Below are 18,477 nucleotides of genomic sequence, written 5' to 3'. Positions count from 1 at the left end.
ACGTCGCGGACCGCCATCTGACAGCGACCGGATGTCCGATGCGGTCACGCTCGGTCACAAATCACGCGACCTCGGCGATGACCTCCACCTCGACCGGGGCGCCCAGCGGCAGCTCACTCACGCCGACCGCGCTGCGGGCGTGCCGGCCCAGCTCACCCAGCACCTCGCCGAAGAGATCCGACGCACCGTTGATCACCGCGGGCTGACCGGTGAAGCCGGGCGCGGACGCCACGAACCCGGTCACCTTGACGATCTTGACGAGCTGGCCCAGGCCGACCAGCGCGTCGATCGCGGCCAGCGCGTTGAGCCCGCAGATCCGGGCCGACTCGACGGCCTGCTCCGGGCTCACCTCGGCGCCCACCTTGCCGGTGTACGGCAGCTTGCCGTCGACCAGCGGCAGCTGACCGGAGACGTAGACGTAGGAGCCGGACTGCACGGCCGGCACATAGGCGGCCAGAGGCGGCACCACCTGGGGCAGGGTCAGGCCCATCTCGGCCAGGCGGGCGTACGCGTCGGCCCCGCCCACCCCGGTCACCGGAGTCGGCTCCGTCACGACTTGGCCCGCTTCATGTAGGCCACCAGCTGCTCCGCGTTGGGACCCGGCACGACCTGGACCAGCTCCCAGCCGTCGTCGCCCCAGTTGTCCAGGATCTGCTTGGTCGCGTGCACCAGCAGCGGCACGGTCACGTATTCCCACTTCTGCATTACCTGTGACTCCTCGTTCGTCGGGTACCGCGACAGCTTAGGGCTCGCGGACATGTCGTTTTGGCTAGGCTGAGTCCGATGTCGGTGACAACCGATTCACGGAGGCCGAACATGACGCAACCGCCCCCTTCGTCCGGCGGTCAGCCCTCCGGCGGCCAGCCCTCCGGCGGTCAGCCCTCCGGCGGTCAACCCGGCCACCCCGAGCCGACTCCGGCGCCGGAGCCCGAGCCGCCGCAGCCGATCCCACCGCCCGAGCCGATTCCGCACCCCGAGCCGCCGCACGCCCGCGACCAGCCGACCACCGTCACGCCGGCCCCGGACGACCAGCCGACCACCGTCACGGCAGCCCAGGACGACCAGCCGACCACCGTCACGGCAGCCCAGGACGACCAGCCGACCACCGTCACGGCAGCCCAGGACGACTGGGCGACCGCCGTCACGCCGCCCCCGGACGACCGGGCGACGGCCGTGTCGGCGGCGGCCCGGGAGGGCGCCGACTTCATCGACGCACCTCCGGTCCCCGACGGGACGTCCTGGCCGCCGGCCGGCGCCTACCCCGGCGAGCCCGGCCACACCGAACCGCCGACCGTCTGGCAGCAGCCGCCGGCCACCGGCCCCTGGCACGCCCGGCACGAGCGGCCCGGCGAGTGGCAGCACCCGCCGCCCGAGCATCTGGCCTACGAGCACTCGCCGCCGGCCGAGGTGCGCGACCCCGGCCGCGCGACCGCGGGCCCACCACCCGGGCAGGCGGGCCCACCCCCCGGATCCGCAGGCCAGGCGCCCAGGCCGACGTTGTCACCGGACGCCGAGGCGACCATGCGCCGGCGCCGCACCGGCCTCTGGGCGTCCGTCACCCTCACCGTGACGCTGCTGTTCTGTGGCGGCGGCGGCGCCTCGGCCTACCTGCTGTTCCGCAACGCCGACCAGGGCGGTGCGCCGGACCCGGCCACCGCGGTCGACCGGTTCCTGACCGCGATCTACACCCAGCAGGACGCGGGCGCCGCGGACGACCTGGTGTGCCGGGAGGCCCGGGACGCCGAGTCGCTGGCCGCCCGGGTCGCGGAGATCCGGGGGTACGCCAACGAGTACGAGGGTCCGTCGTTCCGCTGGACCGAACCGGACGTGGCCGGGCAGACCGAGGAACGCGCCACCGTCTCGGTGGACCTGACCCTGTCCACCGACGACGAGAAGACCGCCCAGCAGCAGCTGACCTTCACCACGGTGCGCAAGACGAACTGGCTCGTCTGCGAGATCAGCGGCTGAGCGCCGCCCGTACTGTTGAGTCGTGGCGAACAACGAGCGGACCGGACGCTGGCCGGCCCGACTGCACGTGGTGACGGGCAAGGGCGGCACCGGCAAGACCAGCGTCGCCGCCGCCCTGGCGCTGGGCCTGGCCGAGTCCGGCCGGCGCACGCTGCTGGTGGAGGTGGAGGGGCGGCAGGGCATCGCCCAGCTCTTCGACACCGAGCCGCTGCCGTACTCGGAACTCCGGATCGCCGCCGTGCCGGGCGGCGGTGAGGTGCGGGCGCTGGCCGTGGACCCGGAAGAGGCCCTGCTGGAGTACCTGGAGATGTTCTACCGGCTGGGCGCGGCCGGGCGGGCGCTGCGCAAGGTGGGCGCGATCGACTTCGCCACCACGATCGCTCCGGGGCTGCGGGACGTGCTGCTCACCGGGAAGGTCAAGGAGGCCACCACCCGGTCCCGGGAGGGGCGCCGGACGTACGACGCGGTGGTGCTGGACGCGCCGCCGACCGGGCGGATCGGCCGGTTCCTGAACGTCACCGCGGAGACCGCCCGGCTGGCGAAGATGGGCCCGATCAAGACCCAGAGCGAGGGCGTGGCGTCGTTGCTGCGCTCGCCGATCACCGCGGTGCACGTGGTGACGCTGCTCGAGGAGATGCCGGTGCAGGAGACGATCGACGCGATCACCGAGCTGGAGTCCCTGGACATCCCGGTCGGGCGGATCGTGATCAACGGTGCGCGCCCGCCGCTGCTCACCTCCGGCAAGGTCACCAAGACGGAGTTGAAGCGCGGCCTGACCGCGGCCGGGCTGCCCGCCGATCCGGCCACCGTGACCGGGCTGCAGGCCGAGGCGAAGGCCCACCTCACCCGGCGCGAGCTGGAGGAGTCGCTGCGCTCCGAGCTGGTCGAGCTGCGCCGGCCGATGCTGGAGTTGCCGCTGCTGCCCGGCGGGGTGGACCGGGCCGGCCTGGACCAGCTCGCCGATCGCCTGATGCGTGTCTGACCGGCCACAGCGCACTGTGTCCACCCGGCCGTGCCGGACCCGACTGGTTACGCTCGTGGGGTGACCGCCCCGCGCCTGGAGATCGACGCGCTGCTGGCCGACCCTGCGACCAAGATCGTGGTGTGCTGCGGCTCCGGCGGCGTCGGCAAGACCACTACCGCCGCCGCGCTCGGGCTGCGGGCCGCCGAGGTGCACGGCCGGCGCACCGTGGTGCTGACCATCGACCCGGCGCGCCGGCTCGCCCAGTCCATGGGGCTGACCGAGCTGGACAACACGCCGCGGCAGGTCAAGGGCATCGACACCGAGGCCACCGGCGGCGAGCTGCACGCCATGATGCTCGACATGAAGCGGACGTTCGACGAGGTGGTGCAGGCGCACACCACGCCGGAACGCGCCGCGGAGATCTTCGCCAACCCGTTCTACCAGGCCATGAGTTCGACCTTCGCCGGCACGCAGGAGTACATGGCGATGGAGAAGCTGGGCCAGCTCCGCTCCCGCGACGAGTGGGACCTGATCGTGGTGGACACGCCGCCGTCGCGTTCCGCGCTGGACTTCCTGGACGCGCCGGCCCGGCTGTCCCGCTTCCTCGACGGGCGCATGCTGCGGATGCTGCTGGCCCCGGCCCGGTCCGGCGGCCGCAGCATGTTCTCCCTGGTCACCGCGTCGTTCGGGCTGTTCTCCCGGTCCGTGCAGAAGATCCTGGGCGCTCAGCTGCTGACTGATCTGTCCGGTTTCGTGGCGGCCCTGGACTCGATGTTCGGCGGGTTCCGGCAGCGCGCCGACGAGACGTACCGGATCCTGCAGGACCCGCAGACCTCGTTCCTGATCGTGGCGGCGCCGGAGCGCGACGCGGTCCGTGAGGCCGCCTACTTCGCGGAACGCCTGGTCGCGGAGCGGATGCCGCTCGCCGGCCTGGTGTTGAACCGGGTGCACCGCTCGGAGGTGGAGTCACTCACCGCGGAGCGGACCGAGGTCGCGGCGGCGGCCCTGGAGGCCGCCGGGGATCACTCGGTCACCGCGGACGCGCTGCGGGTCCATGCCGGGTTGATCCGGCTGATCGAGCGTGAGGTACGGGTGGCCGGCACGTTCGCCGAGTCGTTCCCGGCCGTCCCGACGGTGTCGGTGACGGCGCAACCCGCCGACGTACACGACGTCGACGGGTTGCGAATGATCGGAGCCGCTCTGTCCTGACTAACGGGTGGAGACGAGCACCCGGTCCGCGCCCTTCTCCCGCATCGCGGCCTCGAACATCTTCCGCCAGCTCGCCACGTTCGGGTGGCGGCGCAACAACGCGCGACGCTCCCGCTCGGTCATGCCTCCCCAGACCCCGAACTCGATCCGGTTGTCCAGAGCGTCGGCGAGGCACTCGTAGCGGACCGGGCAGCTGCGGCAGATTCTCTTCGCCACGTTCTGCTCGGCGCCCTGTACGAACAGCGCGTCAGGGTCGCCACTCTGACACGCCGCCATACTGGGCCAGTCGCTGATCATCCCCATCTGTACACGTCCCCCCTTGCTTCACCCCTGACGTCCGGGGCGCGACTGATGTCCCCCAAGTCGCGCGGACGTCGTGCGATAGCTCGCCGGACCATCATGCTCTGTAGTCGGGCGATTACGCAACGTTGTCCCTCAAAATCGCGCATAGCCGGGCACAGTCGGGCATCTCACCATGAGGCAGTCGGTGATCCGACGAAGCAGTTCCGGGAAACGCCCGACCTCCCCGAACGGGTTAGTGCAGAATCAATATTGGCGAACCGGGTCTGCGCGAACGGGCAGCTGGACGGCCCCTTCGCGTACCCTGCATCGAGTGAGCACCTGGATGCGCAGACGCGATCACAACATCTTTGCCAACGCGACCTCGCTGTTGATCTGCGGCCTGCTGGCCGGCGTGGTCGTCGCCGCGGCGGCGTTCCCGGCCGTCGCCATGTCCGGTCTGGCGGCGAAGGCGGGCGGCGAGACGTTCGCCCAGCTCCCGAGCGAGTTGGAGCACACCACCGCGCCGCAGGTGACCCGCATCTTCGCCTCGGACGGCAAGACGCCGATCTCGGTGTTCTTCGACGAGTTCCGCAGCGACGTGCCGCTCAAGGACATCTCCAAGAACATGCAGAACGCGATCATCGCCGCCGAGGACCACGAGTTCTACAACCACAACGGCGTCGACCTCAAGGGCGTGGCCCGCGCGTTCGTCAACAACAACAGCGGCAAGCAGCAGCAGGGCGCGTCCACCCTGACCATGCAGTACGTGCGCATGTCCCTGGCCTACTCGGCGACCAACCCGCAGGAGGTCATCGACGCCACCAAGGACTCACCGAAGCGCAAGGTCACCGAGATGAAGTACGCCATGCAGGTGGAGAAGGAGCTGACCAAGGACCAGATCCTGGAGCGCTACCTGAACACCGCGCCGTTCGGCGCCGGGGCGTACGGCATCTCCGCCGCCAGCCAGGTCTACTTCAAGAAGAAGCCCAAGGACCTGACCGTGCCCGAGTCCGCGCTGCTGGCCGGCATGGTCAAGGCGCCGTCGGCGTACGACCCGACCACCGAGACCGGGTACCCGCAGGCCAAGGACCGCCGCACCTACGTACTCACCGACATGCTCGAACTCGGCCTGATCAAGCAGGACGAGTTCGTCCGGGCCGAAGCCACCAAGATCCCCCGTGAGGTCAAGCGGCCGGGCAACGGCTGCGTGTCGGTGGCGAAGAACCACTGGGGCTTCTTCTGTGACTACTTCTACCGCTGGTGGCTGAGCCAGCCGGCGTTCGGCGTCACCACCTACGACCGGGAGCGGCAGCTCAAGAGCGGCGGCTACCGGATCGTCACCTCGCTGGACATCAAGGCGCAGGCCGCGGCCCGGGCGAACGTCACCGAGCGGATCGCCGACAAGAACAAGAACGCGCTGCTGCTCGCCGGCATCGAACCGGGCACCGGCCGGGTCCGCACCCTGGCGGCCAACCGCAAGTTCAAGCTGGACGACACCGAGAACCCGCAGAACAAGATGTCCTCCGACCCGCGCAAGGCCCGCAAGGGCATCCGCGGCACCTACCCGAACACCACCAACCCGCTGCTCAGCGGCGGCGGCGACATCACCGGGTACCAGGCCGGGTCGGTGTTCAAGATGTTCACCATGGTGGCGGCGCTGGAGAAGGGCTACCCGCTCGGTTACCAGATCAACGCGCCGAAGCGCGCCCGGACCAACTACCGGGTCGAGTACGGCAGCAAGGCGGCCTGCCCCGGCACCAACTTCTACTGCCCGAGCAACTCCGGTGGCGGCAGTGCCGGCGTCTACAACATGTGGACCGCGTTCGGTAAGTCGATCAACACGTTCTTCGTGCCGCTGGAGGAACGGGTCGGCGCGGAGAACGTGGTCGACGTGGCCAAGCGCTTCGGCGTCCAGTTCCGGGCCGCCAACGACGCCCGGATCGCCAACGACGAGCGCGCCGCGGCCGGCTGGGGTGCGTTCACGCTCGGCGTCTCGTCGTCCACGCCGCTGGAGATGGCCAACGCCTTCGCGACGCTGGCCGGTGACGGCATGTACTGCGAGCCCACCCCGGTGCAGGAGATCAAGACGCAGGACGGTCAGAAGCTGGATGTCGGCAAGCCGCACTGCATCCGGGCCACCTCGTCGGACGTCGCCCGGGCGGCGCTGGACGCGGCGCGCTGCCCGGTCGGCGACCAGTCCCAGCTGGGCCGCTGCAACGGCGCCACGGCACGGGCCGCGAAGATCTCGGTCAAGCACCCGATCTTCGGAAAGACCGGCACCACCGACGCCGACCGGACCGCCGCGCTGATCGTCGGCACCACCCGGCTGGTGGTGGCGGGCTACCTGGTCAACCCGGACTACGCCGACCACCCGGACCGCATGTCCCACGACATCGTGAACCCGGCGGCGTTCGAGACGGTGGCCGACTTCATGAAGGGCAAACCGAAGGAGGACTTCAAGAAGCCGGACAACAAGAAGTTGACGATCGGTGACCAGCGGTCCATCCCGAACGTCAGCTGCGACTCGGTGCCCAGCGCCCGCGGCCAGCTCAGAGACGCCGGCTTCGACGTGTCGGTACTGCCCGGCCAGGTCGACTCGGCCTGCCCGGCCGGCACGGTGGCCGGCACCAACCCGAGCGGCCGCACCATCAAGGGCGGCGTCGTGATGATCGAGATCAGCAACGGCAAGAGCGGCGAGCAGGACGACGAGAAGCCGGAGAAGCCCGAGACCCCCACGCTTCCCGGCTTCCCGCCGCGGCCCAGACGCTGACCCGCCGCCGGGCGCCTGTCCCGGCCCGCCATCGGCTACCCGGGCGCCGTGCTGTGCGCATGCGCCGCACGCCGCCCGGCTGCCGGCTCACCTCGGCGAACCGGTCCGCACACCGGCCGGACGCGGGCACCCGGCAATCGGGGAATGCGCTGCCTGCGTCGCTTCCCCGACACCGGCCGCCCGCGTCCGCGCCTACGCTCCCTTGTGGACCGCTCGGGTCCGGCACCGCACACGGGGAGCAACCATGAAGTCGTCACGCCTGCACGCGGTGGCCGCCGCGACCGCGCTGGCCATCGCCGTCCTGGCCGGGGCCCATCCGGCCGCCGCGGCATCGCCCGTCATCCAGTTCACCCACCTCTCGATCGACACCGAACACGTCGACGTCACCGGGGGCCCGGCCGACGCCACGGTGTCGCTCACGCTCACCGACACCAACCCGGCGGCGGTGGAGGTCATGGGCTGGGTCGAGCTGCGGCAGTTCGCCGGCGGCACCGAGGTCGGCGCGCCGCTGCGGCTGCGGATCTTCGACCCGCTGCTCGACACCGCCCCCGGGGTACGCACCGCCACCATCGCACTGAGCTTCCCGGTGCCGCGGTACGGCACCGCCCCGGAGGCGGTCTGGCGGGTCACCCGGGTGGACGTACTCGACGGGCAGATCGAACGCACGCTGCGCGGCGACGCGCTCGCCGCGTTCGGCGCCGAGTTCGGCGTCACCCAACTGGTCGAGACGGACGCGCCGCGCCTCGACGACGTCACGCTCGGCGAGAACCAGTCCCCGTACGTGGTCGACCCCGGCACCGGCGTGCGGGTCGACTACCGGGTGACCGCGACCGACCTGCCGTCCGGCCTCTGGAAGGGCCGTCTCGTCCTCGCCGGCCCCGGCGGCGCACGCCTGACCACGCCGTTCGCCGCGGTCTGGGACGGCCGGCACCTGACCTGCGGTTCCAACCTCATCGACGGCATTTACGATCACGTGGAATGCCGCGTCGACGTGGCGATCCCGGCCGGCACCCCCGCCGGGACCTGGACCGTCGCCCGGGTCACGCTGACCGACCGGCTCGGCACCAGCGCGACCATCACCCGACCGGACGGCCCCACGGTGTACGTCACCCGGAGCTGACCACCGGCCCGGTGAGCCGGACGAGAGAACACCAGGAAGGTGGCCCGGGATGCTGCTGGAGAATCGGACCGCGATCGTCCACGGCGCGGGCGGCTCCGTCGGCTCGGCCGTCGCGCGGGCCTTCGCACGTGAGGGCGCCACCGTGCACCTGACCGGACGCACCCGGGCCACCCTCGACGGCGTGGCCGACCGCATCCGCGCGGCGGGCGGCGCCGCGCACGTCACCGTGCTCGACGTCGTGGACCGCGCCGCGGTCGACCGGCACGCCGCCGCGGTCGACCGCGACGGCGGCATCGACATCTGCTTCAACGCCACCGGCAACGACGACATCCAGGGCTCGCCCCTGGTCGACATGTCCGTCGACGACCTGATGCAGCCGGTCGCCAAGGCGGTCACCTCGACGTTCACCGTGGCCACGGCCGCCGCACGCCACATGGTCGAACGCGGCCGAGGAGTCATCCTGGTGATGGGCGGTGGCCGCGAAGCCCTTCCCGACCTCGGCGGATCCCACGTCGCCTGGGCCGCCCTCGCCGGCCTGGGCCGCCAACTCGCCGCCGAACTCGGACCGCACGGCGTGCGCGTCCTATGGCTGCTCTCGCCGGGCTCCCCCGACCCTGATCAGCCCGACCCCGACCGGCCCGACTCCGACCAGGAGGCCGGCCGGCCCGACCCGGAGGCCGGCCGGCTGCTGCTCCCCCGGCGCCCGAGTTACGACCAGGTCGCCAACGCCGCCGTATTCGCCGCGTCCGACTGGGCCGCCCCGATGACCGCCACCGAGATCAACCTGACCGCAGGCGCCGTCATCGACTGACGCCCGCCCCCGGATCGACACGGGCGGCGCTTCCGGCCCGCCGGACGTACCGCTCCCCGGTCAACGGGCGAGCGTCGCGGGCGTACCCGAGGACGGTGTTCTCCGGTGCGCGACCACATCGGTGCGAAATTCCGGTAAGACTGTGTCGGATCCGGCGGTCGCCGTTCGTGGGGTGGCTGAACGCGGTCCATCGGGTCCGCCAGAGTCGAGGAGCAGCCATGCCCGAGTACCTCCTGTACTTCAACCAGCAGTGGGTGGGCGACCACTCCGAGGAGTGGTTCCGCGGACGCGGCCCGCGCGCCATGGCCGTCGTGGACGAGATGAAGGCGGCCGGCGTGCACGTCTTCTCCGGCGGGCTGGAGGAGGAGGACGGCCCCATCTACAGCGCCGACCCCACCAGCGGCACCGTGTTGATCACCGACGGCCCCTACGTCGAGACCAAGGAATTCCTGGGCGGGTTCGCCCTGGTGGACGTGCCCGACGACGAGGAAGCCAAGATGTGGGCCAGCAAGGTCGCGGAGGCGTGCGGCTGGCCCCATGAGGTTCGCCGCTTCAAGCCGCGGCCGCGAGCACCTCAGATCACCCGACCTGGTACGCCGGCAGGCAGTGCCGGCCCGGCCGGGAAACCGTTCTCACCCGGTCGGAAAACCGAACTGCCGCATCCGGTCGCGGACGTCCTGGCGCAACGACGGAAGCTGCGGACGGAACGCCGTGCCGGGGCAGTCGGTCGCCCCCGCGCGCGGGTTGGCGCGGTTCCAGTCGCCGTGCGACGTGAGGGTGTCGATCGTGGCGATGCTCTCCGGATTGAGCCCGTCGACGTAGGACGTGGTACCGCTCGGGTCGAGCTCGCAGACACCGGCCAGCAGAGCGAGCACGGTCGTCAGCGAGTCCCGGGCGGCCTCGGTGGGCTGCCGTTCCATGAAGTGGCCGATCACGCAGATGCCGATGTTGCCGGAGTTGTACAGACCGACGTGCGACCCCTTGACCATCATCGGCAGCCCGGCCGCCGAGCGGTCCGGCCCGAACACCGGGAACGGGTCCGGATCGGAGTACGTGCCCTCGTAGACCGTACCGTCGGCGTCGATCGCCAGCTGGTAGCCGAAGTCGCCCCAGTCCTTCTCCACCGCCTGCATGTAGTAGATGGCGCGCATCCACGCCGCCGCGTCGAGTCCCTCGTTCTCCTGTTCACCACCACCGCTGTGATGCACGGTCAGGGTCTGGACGGGGAAGAACAGCGGCGGGCTGTCGAGGGTCACGCCGTCGGATTCGTAGCGGTACCTTTCGTCGGCGCCCCACGCCGCGCGCGGGACGTACGTCGGCAGCCGGGACGGCCTCGGCGAGCCGGCGGGCGGCGGCAACGGCCGTGCCGCGGCCCTGATCCGGCGGCGCGGCCCGTCCACCGCGTTGAGCTCGACCACCGAGGCGGTGCCGTCCTTCACCTGGATCTCGTAGCCGGAAGCGCCCAAGGCGGGAATGACGCGCGCACCACCAGGCCCGCTGTCATGGCCCCCGCCGCAACCGCTGATCTCGCGCCAGTCCGACCAGCCGCCACGGGTACGGAACCGAACCGCCGTCTCCGCGGTGGCCTTGACCGCCAGGTGGGTCAACGCGAACGGCGTGCCGTCCACCGTTCCGCCACCACCGAGGTCCGTCCGGTCATGGGCGAGCATGTCCGGGACCCGTTCATCCGCGCCGGCGTCGGCCTCACCGGCCGTGACCACCCCCGCGACGGGTACGGCCGCCGCTGCCGCCAGCCCGAATGCGCTGAGCAGTGCAGATCGTCTAGTGATCACGTCGTCTCCCAGGTCTCGTGTAGTACTCGGACGGAACTCCGGCGGCCCGGGTTCAGGCGACGTCATCGCTGGTCGCGCCGAAATGGTGCATTCCCCACCCGCCACGTCCGACGCCACGCTACAAAATCACCACCAGTCCGGACGGATGTCCGTTGTGGGTCTTCGCCACGCACGAGCCGGAGGCCGGAAGCCCCCCGACGCAACCCGCGATGTAGGGCTACGCACCAGAAGTGGCGCCCTTCTCACTCCGGAAGCGGAGGCCGCGCTGCTCGCTGAGGCAGAAGCGGGCTACGAGCCGGCGAAGCTCGTACCGCGCAAGGCCGCCGGTTAGGCCGTCGCTGTCAACTGGCGGCGGGACGTCGCACCGGATCAACGTCCGCGTCGAAGACGAGATCTACGACGTTCTCCAACGGGTAGCCCGCGACTCCGGCCGGCGCCCGAGCGAGCTGGTTCGCGAGGTTCTCCGCGCGGCTTACGGTCCGAAATCTTGAGCAAGCGCCGAGCCGCCGAGGCACGGGTCGCAGTGGTCCGTCCGTAGCCAGGCACCTGCCGTCTCGCCTTGGAGCGCGGCTCGCCCTGGCCCCCGCACGTCGCCCTGGACCGGCTCCTGGAAGCTCGCCGAGGAAACCGGGAAGCGGATACAAAATCCCACTCCCAGAAAGGGCCGTGCAAGCAATTCAGGGCCGGTCCCCCTTGTTGGGAGACCAGCCCTGAGCTGGTGTTTCTACGGGTCGGGGTGGCCGGATTTGAACCGACGGCCTCTTCGTCCCGAATGAGGAACATGGTCGACTCGTGCCTTGTTTCGACTATGAAGGCGCAGGTCGCGATGTCGGTTGCCGTCGGTATGAGCAGCGGCGTGGCGGTCAGAAGGACCACTGCTTCTCCAGGATTTCTCCAACTGCCTGGGGACAGCGGACCGCGGGCGAATTGCGAGTCAGACATGACGCGCCACGGCCGGCACCGCGAAGACGGAGTTCTCAACGCCTGCCGAATTCTCGCACTCAGCGTCGCAATCCGGCTTGCGCCAGCGAGCGCCCCCGCCGACAGGCTTCCCAGCCGGCCGGTAGTCGCAATCGACAGTCCAGTCGGCGCGATTCGCGCGTGCGGTACTCCTCCGGAGGGCGAACCTTCCAGCCCGGACCACATCCCTGACCAGCGCGAACTGCGATTCGGCGGAGGTAATCCGATAACCTGGCCGCATATTTGCCGTCGAGGTACGCGTGTACCCTTCGCGGGCGGCTAAGGCCAGGCGCATTAGGCACCCTCGACGCGCTAGAAGCCGCGCCTGTCGGGCGACAGCTCCTGCGGCGCAACCGAGTCACGTTCCTGCTTGCGCTCAGAGCCCATCGGTTGCTGCCCACGCTCGTGACCAAGTTCGTGAGCACAATGACTCGCCGAGGTCACTAACCGTCTCCGCCGTGCTACTGTCTCAGGCGACGACGCGAGCTGCGTCGCGGTGAACCAAAACGCAGGCACCGATCTGCGTGGAGGCGGCAGTACCCGAATGTCCCGGTCTTCGTGCCGGGCGAAGAGGTCAGTCCAGAGCCGCGATGGGCAATTCGTGCCGCTCAGGTTGAAGGCGGGCTGGATCCGCTGGAAACTGGAGCGCGAGCTGGTCGGTGTCCGGCTCCCGCGTGTTTTACCCGCGGGAGAGATTCCTCCGCGGCGAGCTGGGATCCGGAAGGACACCATGACTCCCCAGGAACGTCGGCACCAGTCGGTGCCGAGTCACGTCATCGGCGAGACGACCGAGCTGCCGAAACCGCTTCGCCGGCTCCCCGAGCTCCCCGATCCGGCGCAGATCCGTGCGCTTCGGAGCGCGGCTCGCAAGTCGCTCGGAATGACCGATCGGGCGGCCGGCGCTATGTCCACGATCTGGGTGCGCCCGGAGGCGCTCATGCCCCAGGTCGAACAGCCCCGCCGGATCCGCATTCCGGGCGGCGACCTGCTCTACATCGAGGGCCTCGCGTGGGTACCTCGGCTGATGGCCGACCCGTTCAACCCGCGTAATGCCGGCGAGTACCTCTATCCGCTCTCAGGCGCCAGCGCGTCCTCGACGGAGCAGGAGATCGCCTCCAGCGTGACATCGCAGCGGGCCGAGCTCACCATGACGGCCCCGAGCCGGGACGCGCTGCTGAACGCGTTGAGCAACGGTATGGCCAAGACCCGCGCGACGAACGCGTTGTACCCGCCGATCGGTGACCAGGGCATCATGGACGCGCCGTTCGGCGTGATGACGGTGTTCTCGTTCGACGACGCTAGCCCGGATATCGCCGTGCCCGAGGTGCGGGAAGGCACAAGCCGCGTCAGCCACGCCCACGCAGAGCTAGGCCTGGAGCCCGAGGACACGGTCCTGCGGATGCCGTCCGGCGCCAGGGCGATGACCGACTTCATCAACGAGATCAACAGCCTCGTTGAGAAGCCGGTCAGCGAGCTCACCGAGAACGACAAGGCGCGCGTGCGCTGCGCCACCGCGAACTTCATCCTTATCGTCGGATTTGAGGCTGACGAGCCCGGCAGTCTCGATCTCGCGGAGGCACTCAAGACCAAGGTGGCGCAGGAACACCTCAACACCAAGCGCGACTGGTCGGAGACGGCTCAGAACGCCGTCATGGCCGACGACTGCCTGGAGGCAGCATTCGGAGCGGCGCTGCTGAGCAGCGGCGAGGAGTACGCCTGGCTCCGGGGGCTGACGACCGCCGAGACCGCGGCCGAGGCCGGCGTGTCGAGGGACGCTGACGATCGCTCTACCCGACTGCTCTGGCTGTTCACCACCGAGGAGCCGGCCGTGCACAACGCCATCCGGCGTCCGATCGCGTTCGTTCTGCGCAAGGACAACGCCCGCAAGCAGGTGCAGGTCCGCAAGACCACCAAGGTTCCCTATGCTGTCGAACTCATCGCTCGTGAGTTCCGGGGGCGTACCGGCTACCCCGACTCGACGGTGGAACGGATGATCAAGGTTCTGGAGAACGGAGCTAAGGTCACCGGCACGAGCCCGTGGACGATGACCACCCGGACGCTGAAGCTGCTCAAGTCGGCGGCGCTCACCGAGCTCCAATCCTCCGGAAAGCCCGGGAAGAGCTGCACCGAGCTGGCTGTCCGGGCCCTTTACTACGCCGCCATCCATGACGTGCTGCGCGTACCCCGTAACGACCAGGGCGAGCGCTCCGATCGGCGTTCCGTCGCTGATGTTCTGGACTCGATGGTTCGCACCCCGCGTGGCATCGAACTGCTGGCCTTCATCGTGCAGGACGGCCGCCGCGGCCTGCGGCCCGTTCTTCGGGATGAAGCCGGCGACCCGGTGGACGGGGCTGATGGGCAGCCGGTTCCGCTGAAGAACGAGAAGCTGCGCTACGACCTGTTCCCGAAGGGCCAGAAGGGAAGCGAGCCGAAAGGCCAGGACCCTTATCTCGCAGCCCAGATCCGGCTGCGCGAGGCAGTGGAAGCGCTCGCGGTCGCCGTGGACGACGTCGCCGAGGTTCAAGACGATGACGGCAACTCGCTCGTCGAACAGCAGGGCCTGCTCGCGGAGGCCAAGGCGTGGCGCAAGCAGCTGAACAACATCGCTGAACAGCTTTCCGAGTGGTACGACGTCGGTGTTGAGTACCGAGCCAGCAACGCAGAGCCCCCTGCGAGCCCGGCTTCGCCGCCCGAGGGCGGGGAGGCCGAGGCGGCATAGTTAACCCGGCCTGGGGGATGGCTACGGTCATCCCCCAGACCACCGCGTCTGCCGATCGTGGGCTTGGCCAGGTCGGCAAGCGGGCTGGTGGGGTGGTCAGGTCGGCCACAGGTCCCGGCCTGCGCGAGCACATCGACCCGGATCAGCTGCCGCGGCGAGGTCACTGGGACAACGTCCAGGACGACAGGCTCTCAAACCCGAGCTGCTCGGCCGTACGGACCGCGGTAGTTTCAGCGTCCGTGACGGCGCGGATTGCATACGCCGCGTCTTCGTCCGGCGCCAGGTCGTCGACCAGGTTCATCTGGACGTTCGCTGCCTTCATTGCCTTACGGGCCTGCTTTTTCGCGCGGCGTTCCGCCGCAATTTGCTGGCTGAACAGCTTCCGATAGACCTCAGCCTCGGCGATCCGCGGGGGGTCGAGCTTCGCCCGGCGCGCCGGGGTCGATCCGTCGGTGCGCAGGCAGACCCACTGTGCCTTATTCGCCAGCGCAGCACAGCCAAGATCTTTAGCTCGCTGCCGGTCAGTCTTCCAGTGGCCGTTGAGCACCTCGAAACCCGCTTTAAGCAGCTGCTGCCGGGTTTCTCCGCGAAATCGGCGTGCCTCGTCGAGCTGCTGACCAATGGATTCGATCGTGTGCCGATAGATGATCATGCCTTCGCAACGGATGAAGAGTTCCCGGGCGCGGGCGTCACCGCCGCGGGGCGCGAGGATGGCGTCGCGGTCCCGCTTTCGCAGGCTCATCAGGAAGTTCTCCGGAATCGGCGTGCCTGGCTCGACGAGCCACCGGATTTCGCTGATGCCGCCGGGGCTCTGGATGGTGCGCTTGGCGTCGCGGTTGCCGCCGACAAGGATTTCCTCGCGAATGCGTAACAAGCCGACGGCCATGTCTCCGGTGATGTCATCGCCGTAGACGAGCAGGCAAATGTGTCCGGTCGCCTCGGGCGGTATCTGCCAGCCACCGAAGTTGCGGGACCACTTGCAATCGACGTCGACGCCGTTGACGTCGAAGTCCATGCCGGCCAACCCGTCGTCGAGGTCGTACTCGCCACGCACGATGTTCTCGATGTTGACCCCGAGATAGCCCTTCTCCTGGTCATTGCACTGATCGAGGGTCCAGCGGCGAGTCCGGGCCGTGGCGATAACCTCATCGGTTCCCTTCCGGATGATCGCGCCCATCCGGTCAACCGCGTCCGGCGCGAAGAAGACGGTCGCGGTGTCGAGCTCGCGATCGGCCCCGTACGGCGGCGGGCCCGGCTGAGCTTGCAGGTTCCGGGTACGTCCAACCGTCATTCGAGTAACTCCCCGTCATATCGCTGTCGACCGCCTGGCCAGTATCCAGCAGGGGCCCTGCCGTTCTGACCGGCAACCGGAGACCGGCAAATTCCTGGCACTGAGGTACGACAATTCCCGGTCTGCCCGGGCGGCCGCATGGCGTTGCTTGGCGAGATGGGGCGCTCGGCCGCCGAGTCGGCCGCGACGATCGAGGTCGGCTTCGGCGTGGTGATGCCTGGGCACGGCGACTCAGTTGTGGGTGGGCGTCGTAGTCCGGTCAGCATCCGCAGGGCCGGGCAGACCGAACCATGCGTCACCCATGCCGGCCCACACGGGTGTCCGACAATCCCAACTCGGGGCCGCCGTAAGGGCTGTTACCGGGTCGGCCCGAACCCGGCCATGACTAACCAGTATGCAAGATCTCCGAAGCGAAATGACGAGGCGAGTCCATCGCCGGTGAAGCATGTGGGTTCGACTTCGGCCCAGTGTACGGTCCTCGCGGGCAGGATTACATAGAGTGTCACCATCGCACGCCGCTGCATGTCATCGGCGAGACGAGCACCCGGCTCACGGACCTTGCCCTGGTCTGTTCTAACTGCCACAGCATGCGCCCGTGGCTGACGGTCGAAGCGTTGGGGAAACTCGTAGCGGCGCAGGGTGTGGCTAGCTGATCGATCCACACTTTAGATTCGTCGTCAGGCGGAAGCCGCAGGCGACACTCTATGATGTGTCGGACCACTTGCCGCCCAGCAGCATCCGGAGTTTCCAGTGCCGCAAATTGCGCTTTTCAATCACAAGGGCGGCGTCAGTAAGACGACGACAGTCTTCAATTTGGGCTGGATGCTGGCAGAAAAAGGGCACCGAGTTCTTATTGTCGACTCCGATCCCCAATGCAACCTGACAGGCATGGTATTGGGCTTTAAAGGCGCCGACGAGCTTGAATCGTTTTACGAGCAGCAGGGCGGCAATACTATTCGATCTGGACTGGCGCCTGCATTTGAAGCGCAGCCGAAGTCGATCGAGGCCGTTCAGGCTGTTGAAGTTCCAGGGCGGCCTGGTTTGTTCCTTCTGCCAGGTGATCTACGACTTTCGGAGTACGAAGTCACTCTTGGTATAGCGCAGGAACTGTCCGCGGCAATCCAAGCCCTGCAAAATCTCCCAGGAAGCCTTTCGTTCCTGATAAGTAAGACGGCGCAAAGCGTATCCGCCGACTTTGTACTTGTCGACATGAGTCCCGGCCTTGGACCAATAAACCAGAACCTGGTGATGACGAGCGATTACCTGATTCTTCCGACGTCTCCAGATGTGTTCTCTGTTATGGCAATCGATTCTCTGTCGCGTGTCTTGCCCAGGTGGAAGTCATGGGCCAATCAGGCGAGTTCAATGCCAGTTCTTCGGGATGCGGCATATCCGTTCCCCGAGCCTAAACTTCGCGTTCTGGGAACGATTGTTCAAAAGTTTCGCCCCCGCAAGGGCCTTCCTGCGTCAGCTTTCCAGCGATGGATCGATGAGTCGGCCAATGCTGTTCGCCAGAGATTGACTCCCTCCCTACAAGGGGCCGGCCTCCTGCTGCCCAGTGAGGCATACGTCGAGAACGGGGTTGACGATAGCTTGAACTTGGCGCTGATCGCTGACTTCAACAGCCTCATTTCCAGGTCGCAAGAGTTCCTTACCCCCGTATTTGCGCTTACTGCGGAACAATTGCTGGCGGTGGGTACAGTTCTCGAAAATGCGGAGGAGTCTAGAGACGCGTTCCATCAGCAGTTCAGCGCGCTGGCAGATAAGGTCGTGAGCATGACGACTACCGAGGTTGAATGAGATGTCGGCCTTTGAGATCGCGATGTTTAGACGAAATCTCCAGCATGCGCGCGACCTCTCGGCTACCGCAACGGTTCTCTCTGCGCAAGTTACGTCGGTGATCGATACCGACGATATTCTTAGATATGCCCTTGTTCAGGGAGTCAGTGCTTTTGACCACTTCGTTCACGAAGAGGTTCGCTCAAGAATGCTTCTGATTCAGAGTGGTGTGCTTCCAGACTGCCCGGGCTTCTTTAGGTTTCGGGTCTCGCTCAGATCTGTTGGCCTCGCTTTGTCTCAAGGCGGGACGGGTTGGCTTGAAGCCGAAGTTCGAGAGCAGCATTCGTATCTGAGCTTTCAGCAGCCCGACAAGGTGGCTGATGCCTTCCGCCTCGTTACTGACGTCATCCTATGGCAGGAAGTATCGAAACAGATGGGCCAGTCGGCGGAGGACGTCAAGCGTCGACTGAAATTGCTTGTTGACCGACGGAACAAAATCGCTCATGAGTCCGATACGGATCCTACGCCTCCGAGAACCCGCTATCCTATCGACGCCATTATTGTGAATGACAGTCTAGATTTCCTTGAGAGTGTCGCTGGAGCGATTGACGCGGCCATCTGAACTTATGCAATTCCTCCGTCTGTGATGAAGTTGGCCAGGCCCGGAAGCTCTATACTTCCTAAATTCACCCTCACGGTATCCCAGGTTCTCCGGGAAGTGAGTTCCACCTCTACTGAGCCGTGAATGATGCCACTGAATACATGATACTGGCGATGGGGTATCCTGCATCCATTCGATCCTGAACTGGAG

Annotated in this window: 16 protein-coding genes and 1 pseudogene; 12 read left to right on the top strand and 5 right to left on the bottom strand. The window is 67.9% G+C overall.

Annotated elements, in window-relative coordinates; genetic code table 11:
* Positions 1-61 precede the first annotated feature (61 nt).
* Both LDL48_RS23650 and sp36 read right to left on the bottom strand, forming a co-directional pair.
* Positions 62-553 carry a RidA family protein gene (locus tag LDL48_RS23650; protein WP_308016484.1) on the bottom strand — a complete coding sequence of 164 codons (492 nt, stop codon included), beginning with the start codon at positions 551-553 and terminating at the stop codon, positions 62-64.
* Positions 550-705 (bottom strand): Sp36 family protein, encoded by a 156-nt coding sequence (gene sp36 / locus LDL48_RS23645; RefSeq protein WP_225257392.1) that lies wholly within the window; start codon positions 703-705, stop codon positions 550-552. Before sp36 ends, LDL48_RS23650 begins: the two co-directional genes overlap by 4 nt.
* Positions 706-816: 111 nt before the next feature.
* On the opposite strand from sp36, the gene LDL48_RS23640 reads away from it, so the two are divergent.
* From LDL48_RS23640 to bagB, 3 genes are read left to right on the top strand one after another with little or no spacing between them, the layout of a single operon-like run.
* Positions 817-1,968 (top strand): Rv0361 family membrane protein, encoded by a 1,152-nt coding sequence (locus tag LDL48_RS23640; protein WP_225257391.1) that lies wholly within the window; start codon positions 817-819, stop codon positions 1,966-1,968.
* A 22-nt stretch (positions 1,969-1,990) separates the two neighbouring features.
* Entirely contained in the window at positions 1,991-2,950 is a 960-nt protein-coding gene (bagA, locus tag LDL48_RS23635) for an ATPase BagA (protein WP_225257390.1), read from the top strand.
* 60 nt (positions 2,951-3,010) lie between these two features.
* Entirely contained in the window at positions 3,011-4,141 is a 1,131-nt protein-coding gene (gene bagB / locus LDL48_RS23630; RefSeq protein WP_225257389.1) for an ArsA family ATPase, read from the top strand.
* On the opposite strand, the gene LDL48_RS23625 is transcribed toward bagB, so the two are convergent.
* Positions 4,142-4,444, bottom strand: a complete 303-nt coding sequence (locus tag LDL48_RS23625) for a WhiB family transcriptional regulator (RefSeq protein ID WP_225257388.1) — start codon at positions 4,442-4,444, stop codon at positions 4,142-4,144. It abuts the gene before it with no gap.
* 322 nt (positions 4,445-4,766) lie between these two features.
* Here LDL48_RS23625 and LDL48_RS23620 point away from each other — a divergent pair, with 322 nt between their 5' ends.
* The 4 genes and pseudogenes from LDL48_RS23620 to LDL48_RS23605 form a co-directional block, all read left to right on the top strand.
* Positions 4,767-7,193, top strand: a complete 2,427-nt coding sequence (locus LDL48_RS23620) for a penicillin-binding protein (protein WP_225257447.1) — start codon at positions 4,767-4,769, stop codon at positions 7,191-7,193.
* A gap of 244 nt (positions 7,194-7,437) precedes the next feature.
* Complete coding sequence (locus tag LDL48_RS23615; protein ID WP_225257387.1) at positions 7,438-8,313, top strand: hypothetical protein; 876 nt, start codon at positions 7,438-7,440, stop codon at positions 8,311-8,313.
* Between the two features lie 49 nt (positions 8,314-8,362).
* The gene (locus LDL48_RS23610) at positions 8,363-9,124 is read left to right on the top strand and encodes an SDR family NAD(P)-dependent oxidoreductase (RefSeq protein ID WP_225257386.1); all 762 of its coding nucleotides are present in this window, start codon (positions 8,363-8,365) and stop codon (positions 9,122-9,124) included.
* 218 nt (positions 9,125-9,342) lie between these two features.
* Positions 9,343-9,624 (top strand): annotated as a pseudogene (locus tag LDL48_RS23605) (YciI family protein); the annotation flags it as partial.
* Between the two features lie 132 nt (positions 9,625-9,756).
* On the opposite strand, the gene LDL48_RS23600 reads toward LDL48_RS23605, so the two are convergent.
* Positions 9,757-10,983 (bottom strand): N-acetylmuramoyl-L-alanine amidase, encoded by a 1,227-nt coding sequence (locus LDL48_RS23600; RefSeq protein ID WP_225257385.1) that lies wholly within the window; start codon positions 10,981-10,983, stop codon positions 9,757-9,759.
* 164 nt (positions 10,984-11,147) lie between these two features.
* On the opposite strand from LDL48_RS23600, the gene LDL48_RS45120 reads away from it, so the two are divergent.
* Together LDL48_RS45120 and LDL48_RS23590 are read left to right on the top strand one after the other, a co-directional pair.
* Complete coding sequence (locus LDL48_RS45120; RefSeq protein WP_225257384.1) at positions 11,148-11,408, top strand: ribbon-helix-helix protein, CopG family; 261 nt, start codon at positions 11,148-11,150, stop codon at positions 11,406-11,408.
* Positions 11,409-12,607: 1,199 nt separating this feature from the next.
* Entirely contained in the window at positions 12,608-14,596 is a 1,989-nt protein-coding gene (locus LDL48_RS23590) for a hypothetical protein (RefSeq protein ID WP_225257383.1), read from the top strand.
* 160 nt (positions 14,597-14,756) lie between these two features.
* Here the strand turns inward: LDL48_RS23590 and LDL48_RS23585 are convergent, their stop codons facing one another.
* Positions 14,757-15,887 (bottom strand): NaeI family type II restriction endonuclease, encoded by a 1,131-nt coding sequence (locus LDL48_RS23585; protein WP_225257382.1) that lies wholly within the window; start codon positions 15,885-15,887, stop codon positions 14,757-14,759.
* A gap of 431 nt (positions 15,888-16,318) precedes the next feature.
* Between LDL48_RS23585 and LDL48_RS45115 the strand changes: the two genes are divergently transcribed.
* The 3 genes from LDL48_RS45115 (at position 16,319) to LDL48_RS23570 (ending at position 18,288) form a co-directional block, all read left to right on the top strand.
* Positions 16,319-16,540 (top strand): HNH endonuclease, encoded by a 222-nt coding sequence (locus LDL48_RS45115; RefSeq protein ID WP_225257446.1) that lies wholly within the window; start codon positions 16,319-16,321, stop codon positions 16,538-16,540.
* Positions 16,541-16,637: 97 nt separating this feature from the next.
* A complete protein-coding gene (locus LDL48_RS23575) occupies positions 16,638-17,687 on the top strand; it encodes a ParA family protein (protein WP_225257381.1) in 1,050 nt (349 codons plus the stop codon).
* A gap of 1 nt (position 17,688) precedes the next feature.
* Positions 17,689-18,288 (top strand): hypothetical protein, encoded by a 600-nt coding sequence (locus tag LDL48_RS23570; RefSeq protein ID WP_225257380.1) that lies wholly within the window; start codon positions 17,689-17,691, stop codon positions 18,286-18,288.
* Positions 18,289-18,477 lie beyond the last annotated feature (189 nt).

It is taken from the genome of Jidongwangia harbinensis, assembly GCF_020216025.1.
Classification (GTDB): Bacteria; Actinomycetota; Actinomycetes; order Mycobacteriales; family Micromonosporaceae; genus Actinoplanes; species Actinoplanes harbinensis.
Note: the sequence above shows the minus strand (reverse complement) of the source record. Positions and strands in the feature narration are given on the sequence as shown.